This is a genomic window from Sphingomonas folli (assembly GCF_019429525.1).
In the GTDB taxonomy this organism is placed as follows: domain Bacteria; phylum Pseudomonadota; class Alphaproteobacteria; order Sphingomonadales; family Sphingomonadaceae; genus Sphingomonas; species Sphingomonas folii.
In genome coordinates this window covers 371,495-385,991 of the sequence record NZ_JAHXZL010000003.1, presented here as the reverse complement: position 1 = coordinate 385,991, position 14,497 = coordinate 371,495, and the positions used below count along the sequence as shown (strand labels likewise).

At 71.0% G+C, this 14,497-nt stretch carries 15 protein-coding genes; 11 read left to right on the top strand and 4 right to left on the bottom strand.

The features are described from left to right. Positions 1-142: 142 nt before the first annotated feature. Positions 143-1,162 carry a histone deacetylase family protein gene (locus tag KZ813_RS06695; protein ID WP_219754180.1) on the bottom strand — a complete coding sequence of 340 codons (1,020 nt, stop codon included), beginning with the start codon at positions 1,160-1,162 and terminating at the stop codon, positions 143-145. Further along, a complete protein-coding gene (locus KZ813_RS06690) occupies positions 1,159-3,330 on the bottom strand; it encodes a prolyl oligopeptidase family serine peptidase (protein ID WP_258046467.1) in 2,172 nt (723 codons plus the stop codon). Before KZ813_RS06690 ends, KZ813_RS06695 begins: the two co-directional genes overlap by 4 nt. A gap of 185 nt (positions 3,331-3,515) precedes the next feature. Between KZ813_RS06690 and KZ813_RS06685 the strand changes: the two genes are divergently transcribed. The 5 genes from KZ813_RS06685 to KZ813_RS06665 all read left to right on the top strand — a co-directional run bounded on the left by KZ813_RS06685 (position 3,516) and on the right by KZ813_RS06665 (position 8,637). Next, positions 3,516-5,744, top strand: a complete 2,229-nt coding sequence (locus KZ813_RS06685; protein ID WP_258046466.1) for a TonB-dependent receptor — start codon at positions 3,516-3,518, stop codon at positions 5,742-5,744. A gap of 95 nt (positions 5,745-5,839) precedes the next feature. Further along, complete coding sequence (locus tag KZ813_RS06680; protein WP_308461806.1) at positions 5,840-6,592, top strand: AraC family transcriptional regulator; 753 nt, start codon at positions 5,840-5,842, stop codon at positions 6,590-6,592. Positions 6,593-6,719: 127 nt separating this feature from the next. Continuing rightward, complete coding sequence (locus KZ813_RS06675) at positions 6,720-7,691, top strand: alpha/beta hydrolase (RefSeq protein WP_219754178.1); 972 nt, start codon at positions 6,720-6,722, stop codon at positions 7,689-7,691. After that, a complete protein-coding gene (locus tag KZ813_RS06670) occupies positions 7,688-8,272 on the top strand; it encodes an FMN-binding negative transcriptional regulator (RefSeq protein ID WP_219754177.1) in 585 nt (194 codons plus the stop codon). The genes KZ813_RS06675 and KZ813_RS06670 overlap by 4 nt, the downstream gene beginning before the upstream one ends. A gap of 83 nt (positions 8,273-8,355) precedes the next feature. Beyond that, entirely contained in the window at positions 8,356-8,637 is a 282-nt protein-coding gene (locus tag KZ813_RS06665; RefSeq protein WP_219754176.1) for a cation:dicarboxylate symporter family transporter, read from the top strand. On the opposite strand, the gene KZ813_RS20470 is transcribed toward KZ813_RS06665, so the two are convergent. Continuing rightward, a complete protein-coding gene (locus KZ813_RS20470; protein WP_373369261.1) occupies positions 8,634-8,987 on the bottom strand; it encodes an aromatic-ring hydroxylase C-terminal domain-containing protein in 354 nt (117 codons plus the stop codon). The two genes, KZ813_RS06665 and KZ813_RS20470, sit on opposite strands and share 4 nt — an antisense overlap. Positions 8,988-9,043: 56 nt before the next feature. Between KZ813_RS20470 and KZ813_RS06660 the strand changes: the two genes are divergently transcribed. From KZ813_RS06660 to KZ813_RS20065, 4 genes are all read left to right on the top strand, one after another. After that, positions 9,044-9,376: an alpha/beta fold hydrolase gene (locus KZ813_RS06660; protein WP_219754175.1), complete on the top strand. Its 333-nt coding sequence runs from the start codon at positions 9,044-9,046 to the stop codon at positions 9,374-9,376. A 294-nt stretch (positions 9,377-9,670) separates the two neighbouring features. Continuing rightward, positions 9,671-10,621 carry an SDR family oxidoreductase gene (locus KZ813_RS06655; RefSeq protein ID WP_219754174.1) on the top strand — a complete coding sequence of 317 codons (951 nt, stop codon included), beginning with the start codon at positions 9,671-9,673 and terminating at the stop codon, positions 10,619-10,621. After that, positions 10,611-11,576 carry an MFS transporter gene (locus tag KZ813_RS06650; protein ID WP_258046464.1) on the top strand — a complete coding sequence of 322 codons (966 nt, stop codon included), beginning with the start codon at positions 10,611-10,613 and terminating at the stop codon, positions 11,574-11,576. The genes KZ813_RS06655 and KZ813_RS06650 overlap by 11 nt, the downstream gene beginning before the upstream one ends. An 8-nt stretch (positions 11,577-11,584) precedes the next feature. Next, the gene (locus KZ813_RS20065; RefSeq protein WP_258046463.1) at positions 11,585-11,860 is read left to right on the top strand and encodes a hypothetical protein; all 276 of its coding nucleotides are present in this window, start codon (positions 11,585-11,587) and stop codon (positions 11,858-11,860) included. Between the two features lie 102 nt (positions 11,861-11,962). Here the strand turns inward: KZ813_RS20065 and KZ813_RS06645 are convergent, their stop codons facing one another. Further along, positions 11,963-12,907, bottom strand: a complete 945-nt coding sequence (locus KZ813_RS06645; RefSeq protein ID WP_219754173.1) for a LysR family transcriptional regulator — start codon at positions 12,905-12,907, stop codon at positions 11,963-11,965. Positions 12,908-12,992: 85 nt separating this feature from the next. Here KZ813_RS06645 and KZ813_RS06640 point away from each other — a divergent pair, with 85 nt between their 5' ends. Both KZ813_RS06640 and KZ813_RS06635 read left to right on the top strand, forming a co-directional pair. Beyond that, complete coding sequence (locus KZ813_RS06640) at positions 12,993-13,409, top strand: hypothetical protein (RefSeq protein WP_219754172.1); 417 nt, start codon at positions 12,993-12,995, stop codon at positions 13,407-13,409. A 1-nt stretch (position 13,410) separates the two neighbouring features. Then, entirely contained in the window at positions 13,411-14,433 is a 1,023-nt protein-coding gene (locus KZ813_RS06635; protein WP_219754171.1) for an alpha/beta fold hydrolase, read from the top strand. Positions 14,434-14,497 lie beyond the last annotated feature (64 nt).

The following is a 14,497-nucleotide window of genomic DNA, read 5'->3' as shown; positions in this document are numbered from 1 at the left end:
GTAGAAGGGACGTGAGCCCAACGATAATTGTCACCCGAAGAGTCTTCGGCACAGCGACGCGCGGCAGATCGGCGCGGTAATCCTCCTGGGAGGCGGTCAGGGCGCCCGAATGACTGCTTTGAGACAAGGTGATAGGTGGTGCTTACCCATCGCTGTGCAGCCCGGTGACGAACGCAGCGACGTTGTTTCCCAGGTCAGCGGTGGCATAGCCGCCTTCCATCACCGTCACGATCGGCAGTCCGCTCGCCGCAAGCCGCGCGGCCAGCGCGGCGAAATCGCCGCGCGCGAAGGTGAAGTGCGAGATAGGGTCGCCCGCGTAGAGGTCCGCGCCGAGCGATAGCACCAGCAGCCGCGCGCCGTATCGGGCGATCGCGACGAGGGCGCGGTCCAGCACGGGTTCGTACGTCGCCCAGCCGGTGCCGCGCGGCAGCGGCAGGTTGATCGTCGCGCCGCGGCCGGCGCCCGTGCCGATCTCGTCGGCATGGCCCCAGTAGAAGGGGTAATCGGTCGCCGGATCGGCGTGGATCGAGACGAACAGCATGTCGCCGTCGGCGTAGAAGATGTCCTGCGTGCCGTTGCCATGGTGATAGTCGACGTCGAGGATCGCGATCGGACCGAGCCCACGGCGCCGCGCCTCGGCCGCGACGATCGCGGCGTTGTTGAGGTAGCAATAGCCGCCGAGATAATCGCGTCCGGCATGGTGACCGGGCGGGCGGCACAGCGCGAAGGCGCGTCGTGTCGCCCCCGCGGCGACCTCGTCGAGTGCGGTCAGCGCGGTCTGCGCCGACCAATAGGCCGCCTCCCACGTGCCCGCGGCGATCGGCGTGCCCGCGTCGTAGCTGTAGCGCCCGAGCCGCGCGTCGATCCGCGTCAGGTCGAGCGCGCGCCGCCCGACCACCGGCCAGGTATAGCCGATCGCATCGCCCTGCCGTCCCGCGGCGACCCAGTCGGCATGCGCGACGCGGAGGAAGGCGAGGTAATCGGCGCCGTGCACCGCAGCGAGCGGCGCCATGCCGAGGTCGCGCGCCGCCGTCGTGGCGCCGAGCGCCGCCACGATCGACTCCGCGCGCGCGGGGCATTCGTTGTAGGCGACCCAGTCGCCGTTGTGCAGCTCGCGCGCCGGGGCATGCGCGAGCTGGCGCTGGTCGAACACGATCGTCACGCGAAGCTCCCGTCGACGCAGCCCTGGGCGAAGGCGTAGAGCCGCGCCATCTTGTGGTTGACCGAGTCGCGCCCCGCGCTGCCCTGGTGGCCAGCGGCGACGTCGGTGAGCAGCAGCGCTGGTGCGCGCGCGGTCGAGGCGGCGCGGACCGCCGCGACCAGCTTGGCCGGCTCCCAATAGCCGACGCGATCGTCCTTGAGCCCGGCAGTGGTGAACAGCGGCGGGTAGGGCGCCGGCCGCACGTTCTCATAGGGCGAGATGCTCAGCATGTAATCATAGTCGGCCACGCTCGACAGCGGATCGCCCCAGTCGGGGCGGAACAATGGTACGAGAGGGTGGTCGGCGTCGCTCATCGTGTTGAGCATGTCGACGAAGGGCACCGTCGCGATCACCCCGGCCCAGAGCGCCGGCGCCAGGTTCATGGCGCCGCCGACCAGCAGCCCGCCCGCGGACAGGCCGTAGGAGACGATCCGGTCGCGCGCGGCATGGCCCGTCGCGGCGAGATGCTGCGCGCAGGCGATGAAGTCAGTGAAGCTGTTGCGCTTATGGTGGCGCCGCCCGTCGAGGAACCAGCGCCGGCCCTTCTCCGCGCCGCCGCGCACGTGCGCGATCGCATAGCTCCAGCCCTGCTCGACCAGCACGGTCGGCGCGACGTCGAACAGCGCCTCGCTCGACACGCCATAGGCGCCGTAGCCGTAGAGCAGCAGCGGGGCGCGCCCGTCCGCGCGCGCGCCGCGGCGCGTCAGCAGCGTGATCGGCACGCGCTCGCCATCGGGCGCGGTGGCATAGAGACGGCGCACGGTGAAGCGCGCCGGGTCGTAGCCGGCGAGCCGCTGCGTCGCGATCGTCGTCGTCCGCGCGCTCGCGAGGTCGACCGCGACCCAGCGCGGCGGCGCGGCGGGGGTCTCGATCGTGGCGCGGCAGGTCGGTGCGGCATAGTCCTGCTCGCCCGGGACGGTGAGCGCATAGGCATCGCCGGGGAAGGCGACCTCGCGCGCGGCGCCGCCGGGGGCGAGCAGCATCAGCCGCGGCAGCGTGTCGCGGCGCTCGACCCAGGCCAGCGCGCGGCGGAACGGGACCAGCTGTAGGATCTGCGTGCCGACACGGTGCGGCACCAGCGTGTCCGTCTCGACGAAGCTGCGGCGGTCGAGCCGGGCGACACGCCCGTCGATCGCCTGCTCGTCCTCGATCAGCGCGATCAGCGCGCCGTCCCACTCATCGATCGCGTAGCGACGCCCGGACGCGCGCGGGCGGACCAGCGCGGGGGCCCGCTCCTCAGCGTCGGCGGCGATGAGCCGCACCTCGCTCGTGTCCGGGCCCGAGAGCGTGATCGCGACGAAGCCGTCCGCCGCGGTGCGCGCGATCGCCATGAAGATCGCGGGGTCATGTTCCTCGTAGACCAGCACGCGCTCGCCGCCGGTCACCGGCGTGCGATACACCCGGGTCGGCCGGTTCCGCGCGTCGCGCCAGATCCAGAACAGCCAGCGCGAGGAGGGCGAGAACACCAGCCCGCCATAGCCATAGGCGTCGGTGTCGACGACGATGCGCACCGCGCCGCTGGCGAGATCGCGCACGCACAGCCGGTGCCGGTCGTTGCCGCCGACGTCCTCGGCCCAGGCGTAGAGGCGTCCGTCCGGGCTGACCTGCTGCCCCGTGGTGCGGTAATAAGCCTGGCCGCGCGCGCGCTCATTCTCGTCGAGCAGTAGCTCGACGGTTCCGGTGCCGGCGCGGCGGCGGGTGTAGCGCGGGTGCGCGCCCGCGCTCTCGTCGACGCTGTAGGTCCAGCCGCCGCGCGCGACGTCGGGCGCGCCGCCGCCCAGCGGCGCGCGCGCGTCGAGCGCGGCGAGGAAGCGGCGCTCCGCGGCGGCGACGCGGTCGAGCACGGCGCCGGCATAAGCGTTCTCGGCGAGCAGATGGTCGCGGATCGCGGCGGGCATGGTCGCGATGTCGCGTTGCCCGCGAGCCGGGACGTATTTCAGCCAGGCGTAGGGATCGTCGCGCGTCCGTCCGAGCTGGTGTCGCAGCATCGGCACGCGCGGCGTCACGGGCGGCGTCGGCAGAGCGACGCCCGCTGCTCGCGCCGGCCTCTCGGTCGCGACGAGCAATGCCGTCGCACCAGCGCCGACGAGGAAGCGCCGACGCGCGCGATCAGTCAGAGGGGAGGGCATGACGGTCAAGGATCCTCGGGCGCTGCGTCGTCGTCGACGCTAGGGCCAGGCCCGCACGTGCCGCAATCGCGCGCGCGCGAATGGCCCGATCGCGACGGCGATCGGCCCTGTCCGTGCGGCCACGCCGCAAGAATCAGCGTCAACTATGATCTTCGACAGCATTGTTGAGAAGAATGGGGGCGGCGATGCGCACGATCGTTTCACAACTCGCGGGGGCGAGCATCCTGGCGGCGGCGGCGATGACGCTCGCGAGCACCACCGCGGCGGCGCAGACGGTGCCCGCCGCGGCGAGCGCGGACGCCGACGCGGGCAGCGAGCGCGAGATCGTGGTCACCGCGACCAAGCGCGACGAGGCCGCGAGCGACGTCGCCGGATCGGTCTCGGCGGTGACCCAGGAGAATCTGCAGCGGCTCAACGCGCAGAGCCTGTCGGACTATATCACGCGCGTGCCAGGCGTTGTCTTCAACGACTATCAGCCCGGCGTCTCGGAGGTGGTGATCCGCGGCGTCGCCTCGACCACCTATCACGAGGCCAATCAGGCGACGACGGGCTATTACATCAACCAGATCCCGCTGGTGGAGCCGGGCTTCCCGCTCGTCATCCCCGATATCGACGCGTTCGACGTCAAGCAGGTGGAGGTGCTGCGCGGGCCGCAGGGCACGCTGTTCGGCTCCTCCTCGCTGGGCGGCGCGGTCAATTACGTCGTCAACGAGGCCGATCCCACCCGGCTCGACGCCGGCGCCGAGGGAATCGTCTCGAGCACGCGGCGCGCGGGCGAGGCGAGCTACGCCGCCAAGGCGATGGTCAACGTGCCGCTGGTCGACGACAAGCTGGCGGTGCGGTTGGTGGCGTTGCAGCGCTACGATGCAGGCTATCTCGACAATGTCGGCACCGGCGAGAAGGGCAGCAACGACCTGCGCGTGCGCGGCCTGCGCGGCTCGGTGGTGTGGCAGCCTGGCGCCACGACCAAGCTCGCGGCACTCGCGATGTACCAGGAATATGACCTCGACGACCAGACCTACGTGCTGTTCGGCGACGATCCCAAGACGTTCGAGCGGAACACCAACGTCGACGAATATCAGGACACCGAGATCCGGCTGTACAGCCTGCGGCTCGACCAGGAGCTCGGCTTCGCCAACTTCACCGCGATCGGCAGCTACACGCAGAAGAAGGCGGATCTCGCCTTCGACGACTCGATCTTCCTCGGCATCGACGCGCGCACTGGCACGCCGCAGCTCTCCAGCTCGACCGGTAAGTCCACCACTTATTACGGCGAGATGCGGCTGGCCTCGAGCGGCACCGGGCCGTTCACCTGGCTGATCGGCGCCAATTACACCAAGCTGCGGTCCGACTCGACCGACGGCGCGCGGCTCGACGGCATCGCCGATTACATCGACGCCAACCCCGGCGATTTCGCCGATCAGCCAAGCAGCGTGATCGCGCCGGGCGACCTGCTGCGGCGCACCGTCAGTACCAACCGGGTGCGCGAGATCGCCGCCTTCGGCGAGCTCGCATATACCTTCCTCGACCAGGTGACGCTGACGCTCGGCGGTCGCGTCTTCCAATATGAGTCGCGGCCGCGGTTGCAGTTCCTGCCCAACGCCGCGCTGATCGCGCCGTTCGACTATCAGCCCGGCTCGCAGAAACAGTCGGGCTTCGTCCCCAAGGTGTCGCTCGCCTACAAGCCGAGCGACCGCTTCACGCTCTACGGCCTCTATTCCGAGGGATTCCGCATCGGCGGCGTCAACGTCTACAGCGCGGCCTCGGGCACGCCGCTGACGTTCGGCAGCGACAGCACGCAGAATTATGAGGTCGGTGCCAAGTTCGAGCTGGTGCCGGGCGCGATGTCGTTCGACATCGCCGCCTTCCACATCAAGTGGAACGACATCCAGTCGCGGCTGTTCACGCCCGTCACTTTCGACGCCTATACCGTCAACGGCGGTGGGGCCAAGATCGACGGCGTCGAGCTGTCGCTGGTCTTCCGCCCGACCGCCAACCTGACCTACAGCGCCAACGTCACCTACAATGACGCGCGGCTGTCCGGGCTGCTGCCCGACAGCAACGCGCCGGGGGGCGGTTACGCCGCGGGCACGCAGCTGCCCGGCGCGTCGGACTGGATCATCGCCAACCAGCTCGACTGGGAGCTGCGGAGCTCGCCGCTGCGGCCGCGCATCGGCGTCGCGTATCGCTATCTGTCGGCGGCCCCGGTCGCCTTCGGCGCGACGCTGCAGAAGGGCGACTACAGCCTGGTCGACCTCAACGCCGCGATCCGGCTCGGCGACGGCATCGAGGCCGGGGTATTCGCCAAGAACCTGTTCGACACCTACGGCATCCTCAACGCGCCCTTCTCCTTCGCCGGCAGCGTGACGCGGCCGCGTACGATCGGCGCCAACCTGCGCTTCGCACTGCGGTGACAGGCGGGGCGGCCGCCGTTGCCGCGGGTTCGCGCCGCGGGCTTGTCCAGCCGCGGCGTGCGTGGCAGCTTCGCTACGATGGACCAGCCAGCATCGTGAGTGGGCCGAGCGGCCGCGCGGCGCAGCCGGTGCGCGGGCTCACCGACGAATATGGCGCGGGCTTCGTCGACCCGATGCACGCGCACGACTGGATCCAGGTGCTGTACGCCTGCTCGGGCGTGATGTCGGTGGAGACGCCGGCGACGAGCTTCGTCGTGCCGCCGCAGCGCGCCTTGTGGCTTCCGGCGGGGCAGCGCCACGAGGTGTCGTGCCGCGGCCCGGTGTCGCTGCGCACGCTCTACGTCGACCCGGCGCTCTACCCCGATCCGCCGCCGTGCCGCGTGATCGAGGTGAGCGACTTCCTAAAGGCCCTGATCCTCAAGGTCGTTTCTTTCGGCGCCGACTATGACGCGGACGGCCACGCCGGGCGCATCGTGGCGGTGCTGCTCGACGAGATCGCCGCCATGCCGCTGGCACCCTATGGCGCGGTGATGCCCGCCGACGCGCGCCTGCTGCGGGTCTGCCGCGCGATCCTCGCCCATCCGGCGGACGACCGCGACGTCGACGATTGGGCGCGCATCGCGGGGATGGGGCGGCGCACCTTCACGCGGGCGTTCAAGCGCGAGACCGGGATGGGCTTGGCGGTGTGGCGGCAGCAGGTGCGGCTGATGGAGGCGCTCTCGCTGATGGCGGCGGGGCGCTCCGTCACGACGATCGCGTTCGACGTCGGCTATGACAGCCCCAGCGCCTTCACCGCGATGTTCCGCCGCGCCTATGGCGTACCGCCCAGCCTCTACGCGCTGCCGTGACTCGGCCCGCGCGCGCGCATGATCGGCCCGGGCGGATAGGGGCCGGAGGCGGCGAGCCGTGCGACAGCGGCGGGCGAGAACGGGACGGCGCAACGGGCCGCCAGCGCCCGCGCGAGGAGCAGGACGCATGACTCTCACCACCGAGGCGCTCGCCGCGCACGACGACGTCGATCCCGACATCCGCCGCTTCGTCGTCGCGCTCAATCACGGCTACGGCCAGTTCTCCGACTTCGCCGCGCTGCCGCTGCCCGAGCGCCGCGCCGCCGCGGAGGTGGTGCGCGCGCCGTGGCGCGCTGGCGGGCCGGCCATGGCCGAGACGCGCGACGGCACGCTCGCCGGCTGCCGCGCGCGCTTCCATTATCCCGGCGGAAGCACGGCGCCACGCCCGGCGCTGCTGTACGTCCACGGCGGCGGCTGGACGATGTTCAGCATCGACACGCACGACCGGCTGATGCGCGAATATGCCGCGCGCGCCGACGTGGTGGTGGTCGGGATCGACTATAGCCTGTCGCCCGAGGTGCGCTTCCCGGTCGCGCTCGACGAGGTGGTCGCGGCCTATCGCCAGTTGCGCGACGAGGCGGCCGCGCACGGCATCGCCGCGGAGCGGATCGCGGTGGGCGGTGATTCGGCCGGCGGCAATCTCGCGGTCGCGACGAGTCTGCGCCTCCGCGAGCTCGGCAAGCCGCTGCCCGCCGCGCTGCTGCTCAACTACGGCGCCTTCGATCCCGCGCCGACCCGGAGCTACGCGCGCTACGACGGCCCCGCCTATATGCTGACGATCGCGGAGATGGACCAGTTCTGGCGCGACTATGCCGGCGAACCCGCGACGCTCGACGACCCGCTGGTGGTCCCCGCGCGCGCCGAACTGACCGGCCTGCCGCCGACCTTCGTGACGATCCCCGAGTGCGACATCCTCGCCGACTGCAACCGCGCCATGGCGGAGCGGCTCCACGCCGCCGGGGTCGCGGTCGAGGCGTGCGTCTACCCCGGCGCGACGCACAGCTTCCTCGAGGCCGTATCGGTCTCGCCGCTGGCCGACGCGGCGTTCGACGACGCCGCGCGCTGGCTCGCGGCGGTGCTGCGGCGCGCGCCGGCGTGAGCTTCGTCCCGCTCTCGCCGGACGAGATCGGCGCGCTGATCCACGACCACCCGCTCGCCTGGGTGGTGTCGGACGACCGCGACGCCACCTTGCTCCCACTCATCGCCGAGTGTGACGCGGACGGCAGGCCGGTGGCGCTGGTCGGCCATTACCCCCGCCGCAACCCGCAGGTCGCCGCGTTCGAGCGCGACCCGCGCGCGCTGATCCTGTTCCGCGGTCCCGAGGGCTATGTCTCGCCGCGGCTGGTCTCGAACCCGACCTGGGGCGCGACGTGGAACTATGCCGCGCTGCGGATCGTCGCCACGCTCGCCTTCGTGCCGGAGGAGACCGAGGACGCGCTGCGCCGCCTCGCCGCGCAGCTCGAGCCCGCGGGCGGGTGGCGACCCGAGCAGATGGGCGCGCGCTTCGACGAGCTCGCGCGCCATGTCGTCGCCTTCCGCGCGCGGATCGTCTCGTGCGAGCCGCAGTTCAAGCTGGGCCAGAACGAGCGCGCGGCGACCTTCGCCGAGATCGTCGCCGGGCACGCCGACGCGGCGCTGGTCGCGGCCATGCGAAGGAACCGCCCCGACGACGCGAGCTGACCGCGCCCCTGCCCCATCGTATGAAATCACACCCGCGTGCTGAGCGGCCCCTCGGCGCAAACCCTCGCCGGGCTGGCGCTGGGGTGGTCGCGGGTGCGCTGCCGGCGGGCAGCGCGGCGGCACCCGCGGCCGCCAGTGTGGCCAAGCCGGTCGGCCGATTGTGGCTCGGTTCGCTGACTGTGACGGTGGTGCCGCTGGTCTTCTCGCTGCTCGTCACCGGGGTGAGGCGCGCCGCCGAGCAGGCCGCGGGCAGGCGGCTCGCGGCGCGCGCGCTCGGCTGGTTCGCGGTGCTGCTGCTCGCGGCGGCGCTGGTCGGCGCCGCGGCCACCGCGCTGCTGCTCCACCTCGCGCCGCGGCATTTCTAGCCCGTTCTTGGACCCAACCGCGGCACGACAGAGGTTCGACGTCGGTCGCGTCCTGCGCCTCCGACCCCGACCTTCGTTCCGGTTTTTGCCGGCGAGATGTCGCTCGCTGGCCTAGACTGTAGACCGGCCAGGCGAGCGGCGCACCGCGCTAAGCCGGCGCGCTCACTCCTGGGACCTGCCCAGGCGATGAAGCCATCCGGGCGCACGAGAAGGGCGGCGACTTCGGGATCGCGCAGCGAGTCGGCGGCGACACAGGCGAGCCCGTCATACGTTCCGGCCAGTCCGTGTGACGGCACGGCGCTACCGAGAAGGACCAAGAGAGCGTGCCCGGTGCGGAGCGCCTCGTTCAACCTCCCGCCGCCCGCGAGGGGCAGATCTGGAGCGCTGCGGCCGATGAGAGGGCACGGTGGCGCCGGACCAGTGGCTGCTCGACCAACATTTCCTCGAGCGCGCGGACGCGATCGAGATCCAGCTCGATCTGATCCTCGACTACCGCTCGAACGTCGCCCGATACCCTGAATTTCAAGCATATCTGCGCCGGCACCGGCCGCCGCTGCTGGCGGCGTGGGGCCGGCACGACGCCTTCTTCCTACCTGCCGGTGCCGAGGCACACGCGCGCGACGTGCCCGACGCGGAGATACACCTGCTCGATGCCGGCCATTTCGCGCTGCACACGCGATGTGCCGAGATCGCCGCACTGATCGACGACTTCCTCGATCGACGGCTCGACCGAAAGTAATCGCTCAATGCCGACGCGACCGCCGCCTTTCATGATGATCGCGTGTTCCCAGAACCCGACCAGCCCAGCGGCCTTGCGGCGCGTCAAGCATGTCAGCTGTCGAGATGAATGGGCAACCGACGTTGGGAGGCGGGCACGGCGCCGTGAGTGACCGCTTCTTGGTCAGGCCGACATCTCGCGCGAGGAACCGTGAGCCGATGGAGGATCGGGCAGGAAATTCCCGGCATCCGGCATGGAGCCAGAGGGCGGTGCGCCTAGGTTGACCGTCGTCCTCACTTACCGACGGAGACCCTCATGGCGCGCTGGACCACGTCCGACCTTCCCCCGCAACACGGCCGCATCGCGCTGGTGACCGGCACCGGCGGGCTGGGTCTCGAGGATGCGCTCGAGCTTGCCCGCGCCGGGTGTGACACGATCGTCGCCGGGCGCGACCCTGCCAAGGGTGCCGCCGCGATCGCCCGCATCCGGCGCGAGGCGCCCGGTGCCGCGGTGCGGTTCGAGCGCTGCGACCTCGCCGATCTCGCCTCGGTCGCCGCCTGCGCCGGGCGCGTCGAGGCGCAGGTCGGGCGACTCGATCTGCTTGTCAACAATGCCGCGGTCATGGTGCCGCCGCGACGCCTGCTCACCAGCGACGGCTTCGAGCTGCAGTTCGGCACCAACTATCTTGGCCATGTCGCGCTGACCGCGGCGCTGCTGCCGCTGCTTCGCCGCGGTCGCGCGCCGCGCGTCGTCTCGGTATCGAGCATCGCCGCACCGCGCGGCCGGATCGACTTCGACGACCTCCAGGCCGAGCGCGCCTACGATCCGATGGCTCGCTACGCTCAGTCCAAGCTCGCCAACCTGCTGTTCGCGCTCGAGCTACAGCGCCGCAGTGACGCGGGCGGCTGGGGGGTGACCAGCCTAGCGGCGCATCCCGGTATCTCGCGGACGGATCTGATCCACAACGGCGCCGGTGCTCGCAGCATCCAGGGCCGGATCCGCTCCTGGATGCCGTTCTTGTTCCAGCCGGTCGCACGCGGCGCGTTGCCGACGCTATACGCCGCGACCGCGCCGGGCGCGCGGGCGGGCGGCTATTACGGCCCGGACGGTTTCGCCGGGCTGCGCGGTTATCCCACGGACGCCAGCTTCCCGCCGCGTGCGCTCGATACCGCGGTCGCGGCACGGCTCTGGACCGTCTCTGAGGAACTCACCGGCGTCCGCTTCGACGCGGCGACGCCCGCCCGAGCGATCGCGCATGTCGGCTGAGCCCGCTTCCGCCGCCGCGCTCACCGGACATCGCGCCGCGCTGCTGCTCGGCGCGCTGTTCCTGGTCAGCCTCGTCGCGCAGATCGACCGCATGCTGCCCTTCATCCTTGCCGAGGCGATCCGCGGCGAGTTGGGGCTGAGCGACACCCAGATCGGTCTGGTCACCGGGCTTGCTTTCGCGGTGTGCTACGCGCTGCTGTCGCTGCCGATGGCGCGGCTGGCCGATCGCGGCTCGCCGCGTGCGGTACTGCTGGCGTGCAGCCTGGTATGGAGCGCGATGACCGCGCTTGGCGGGCTGGCGACGGGCTTCGCCACGCTGGCGGCAAGCCGCTTCGGCGTCGCGCTCGGCGAGGCGGGCGCGATCCCGTCGAGCCACGCGCTGATCGCGCGCCGGCTGGGGCCGGAACGTCGTGGCCTGGCGATCGGGATCTTCTCGATGGGCATCCCGCTCGGCACGATGGCTGGCTTCGCCGCGGGCGGCGCGTTGAGCGAGGCCTATGGCTGGCGGCTCGTGCTGCTCGGCGCCGGTGCACTCGGCGCGATCGCGGGCCCGCTCGTCTATGCGGCGGCGGGCGTCGCGTCCGCGGCCGGCACGGCGGATGGCGCCAGGGGCTTCGCCGCGGCGACCCGTGGGTTGCTGGCCATCCCCGCCTTCCGCGCGGTGCTGCTCGCCGCGATCGCGATCGGCTTCGCCTCGGCGCCCTTCTACGCCTTCGCTGCGACCTTTCTGATCCGCGCGCACGCGCTGACCGCCACCCAGGCGGGGCTCGCCTTCGGTCTGCTGCAAGGCGGGCTCGGCATCGTCGGGACGGTGCTGGGCGGACGCGGCTTCGACGCGGCGTCCCGCGCGGGCGGGGAAGCGCTGCTGCGTGCGCCAGCGCGCGCCTTCGCGCTGGCGGCGGCGACGACCGCGGCGGCGCTGTTCGTACCACAACGTGCGCTCGCGCGCTGCTGACCCCGGCGATGTTCGCCTTCGCCTTCACCTTGCCTTACGCCTTCGGGGCGGCGCATCGCGTGGCGGGGGAGGGCCGAGAGGCGACCGCGTCGAGCCTCGCGCTGGTCGCATCGGGGCTCTTCGGGCCGGCACTGGCCCCTCTGCTCGTCGGCGCCGTCAGCGACTCGGTCGCGGCGGCGGGCTGGGGGCGCGGGCTGTCGATCGGGCTGCTGCTGGTGCCGCTCGCCTGCGCGATCACCGCGCTGGCCTGTCGCGAGATCGACCGGCGCCTGCGGTCGTCCTGAGAGGGATGAGGCGCGCGCGACCGACGTGGCGCGGCGCGGTGATCGAGCGCGGCTCCGTCCCATCGATGCCAGGACTCAGCTTCATCGCAGATCGATAAGGCGTCACGACCGATCGTCGTCGACGTGCCATTCGCGAGCGGCCTCGCGCAGGTCGTCGAGCAGCCGTCTGATGCGGATCGGCGTGTACCGACGGTCGAGCCGGACGGCATGCATCGCGGTTGCCGGGCCGCGCCAGTCGCGCAGCAGCTCGACGATGCGACCGTCGCGCAGGTCCGCCAGCCCGACCCAGGCGGGTAACCAGGCGAGGCCGAGCCCCGTGCGCATCATCGACCAGATCGCGCTCATGTCCTCCACCACGATGCGCGGGCGGGGCAGGTGCCGGATCGCCGTCCCGGTCGCGGGGTCGGTGAAGTGCCACGCGAGCAGTCGTCCGCTGGCGGGATCACGAAAGCCGATCTGTTTGTGTGAGTCGAGGTCGGCGGGCGAGTGCGGCGCGCCGACCAGTTCGACGTAGCGAGGCGTCGCGCACAGCACCGACGGCGAGCTGCCGAGCGGCATGGCGACGACCCCGGGCTGGCCCTCGAGGGGGCCGAGCCTGATCGCTATGTCGATCCCCTCGGCGGCGAGATCGAGCGTGCCGTCGTCGGCCTTCAGCTCCAGCTCTATGTCCGGGTTCGCGCGCAGCAGCCTCGGCATCTGCCGCGCCAGTCGCGCGCGGATCAGCGACGCGGGTGCGCTCAGCCGAATACGCCCGCCCGCGCCGCTGGCAGAGGCGCGGTCAAGCACTGCCTCGAGCCGCTCCGCCTCACGCAGAAGATCGCGCGTACCGTCGAGCAGCCGCTCGCCCTCGGGCGTGAGCGAGATCGCATGGGTGGTCCGGTGAAGCAGGCGGACCCCGTGCGCCTGCTCGAACCGCGAGACAGCCTTGGACAACGCCGACGTCGTCGTCCCCGCGCGGCGGGCGGCCTCGGCGAATGATCCGGCGTCCACCACGCGCGCGAAATGCAGCAGGTTGATGAGGCGCTGGAACGAGGGCGGTGTGGACACGGTGGCAACTCCGTCCTGCTCGGACCGGCTCTACACAATCGCTCCGCACATGGCGATGGTCTCCCGATCAACAAGGAGCGAGATGATGAACCCGAACCTCGAACTCGAAGATCGCCGGTTGGTTGAGGCCGCGCGCGCGATCGGCGACGGACCTGTCGTCATGGTGAACCTGCTTCGCTTTCGTGAGACGCCCGACTATCCCGCTGGCTTCGAGGGCGCGCGACCGGACTCGCGGAGCGGATATTACCAAGGATACGTCGGCGGCTTCCGGCGGGCCGCCGAGGAGCTCGGCATCGCGCCGGAGCTCGTCTACGCCGGCACGCGCCTTGCCGGTCTCCTGGTCGGCCCGGACGACGATTGGGACGAGATCGTGGTCGTGCGCTACGCCGGATACGCTGATCTGCGCCGCATTCTTGTCAGCGACACCTACGTCCAGCACGCCAAGCCGCATCGCTTTGCCGTGCTCGCCGACTGGCGTTTCATCGCCACCAAGGACCGCTGACATGGTGGCTGATCGGTTCCGCGGCGGGGTCTGTGAGACACCGCGTCATCGCACGGCATGGATCGAGGCGGGATCGGCCGAGGGGCCGCTGATGATCTTCGTCCACGGCTGGCCCGAGCTTGGCATCATCTGGGAGCATCAGCTGCGCCATTTCGCCGCCGCAGGATACCGATGCGTTGCCCCGGACATGCGCGGCTATGGAGCCTCCTCGGTTCCGACGCGCGTGGCCGACTACGCGGTTCGCGAGATAACCGCCGACCTGCTCGAGCTGCACGATGCGCTGGGCGCCGAGCCGGCGATCTGGGTCGGGCACGATTGGGGGTGCGCGCCGGTGTGGTCGATCGCGGCGCATCATCCCGAACGATGTCGAGCGGTCGCGGCTCTCTGCGTGCCGTATTTCGCTCGCGGCGCGACGGTCGAGAACATGATCGCGACGGTGAACCGCAGGCTCTACCCGGTCGACCTTCATCCAGCCGGGCAGTTCGACTACTGGCTCTATCACCGCGAGCACGCCGGCGCTGCTGCGGGCGCGCTCGCGGCGGACGTGCGCGCGACCTTCGCCGCGATGTATCGCCGCACGTCGCCCGATGTCGTCGGCAGGCCGTCCAAATTCTCGGATCTGCGATCGCGCGGAGGCTTCTTCGGACCAGACCGACACGCGCCCGTCATGACGCGGGATGAAACGATGCTGAGCGCTGACGCCTTCGAAGCCTTTGTCGCTGCGTTCGAGCAGACTGGCTTTAGAGGCGCGAACGCTTGGTATTTGAACGATGCCGATAACGCGATCTTCGCGCGGGAGGCGCCCGCGTTCGGCCGGATCGACCTGCCTGCTCTGTTCGTCCACGCTTCTTGGGACACCGTCTGCGACACGGTGCACAGCGATCTCGCCGCGCCGATGCGGGAGGATTGCCGCTTACTGACGGAAGCGGTGATCGAGGCCGGTCACATGCTCATGTTGGAAGCGCCCGCCGCGGTCAACGAAGCGGTCGAACGATGGCTCGGCACGCTCGAGGCGCCGTTATGATCGCGTGCAAAGGACGTCTTGGCAGCGTGGCAACAGATAAGCGGCGGCGTGCCACGCCCCGCAT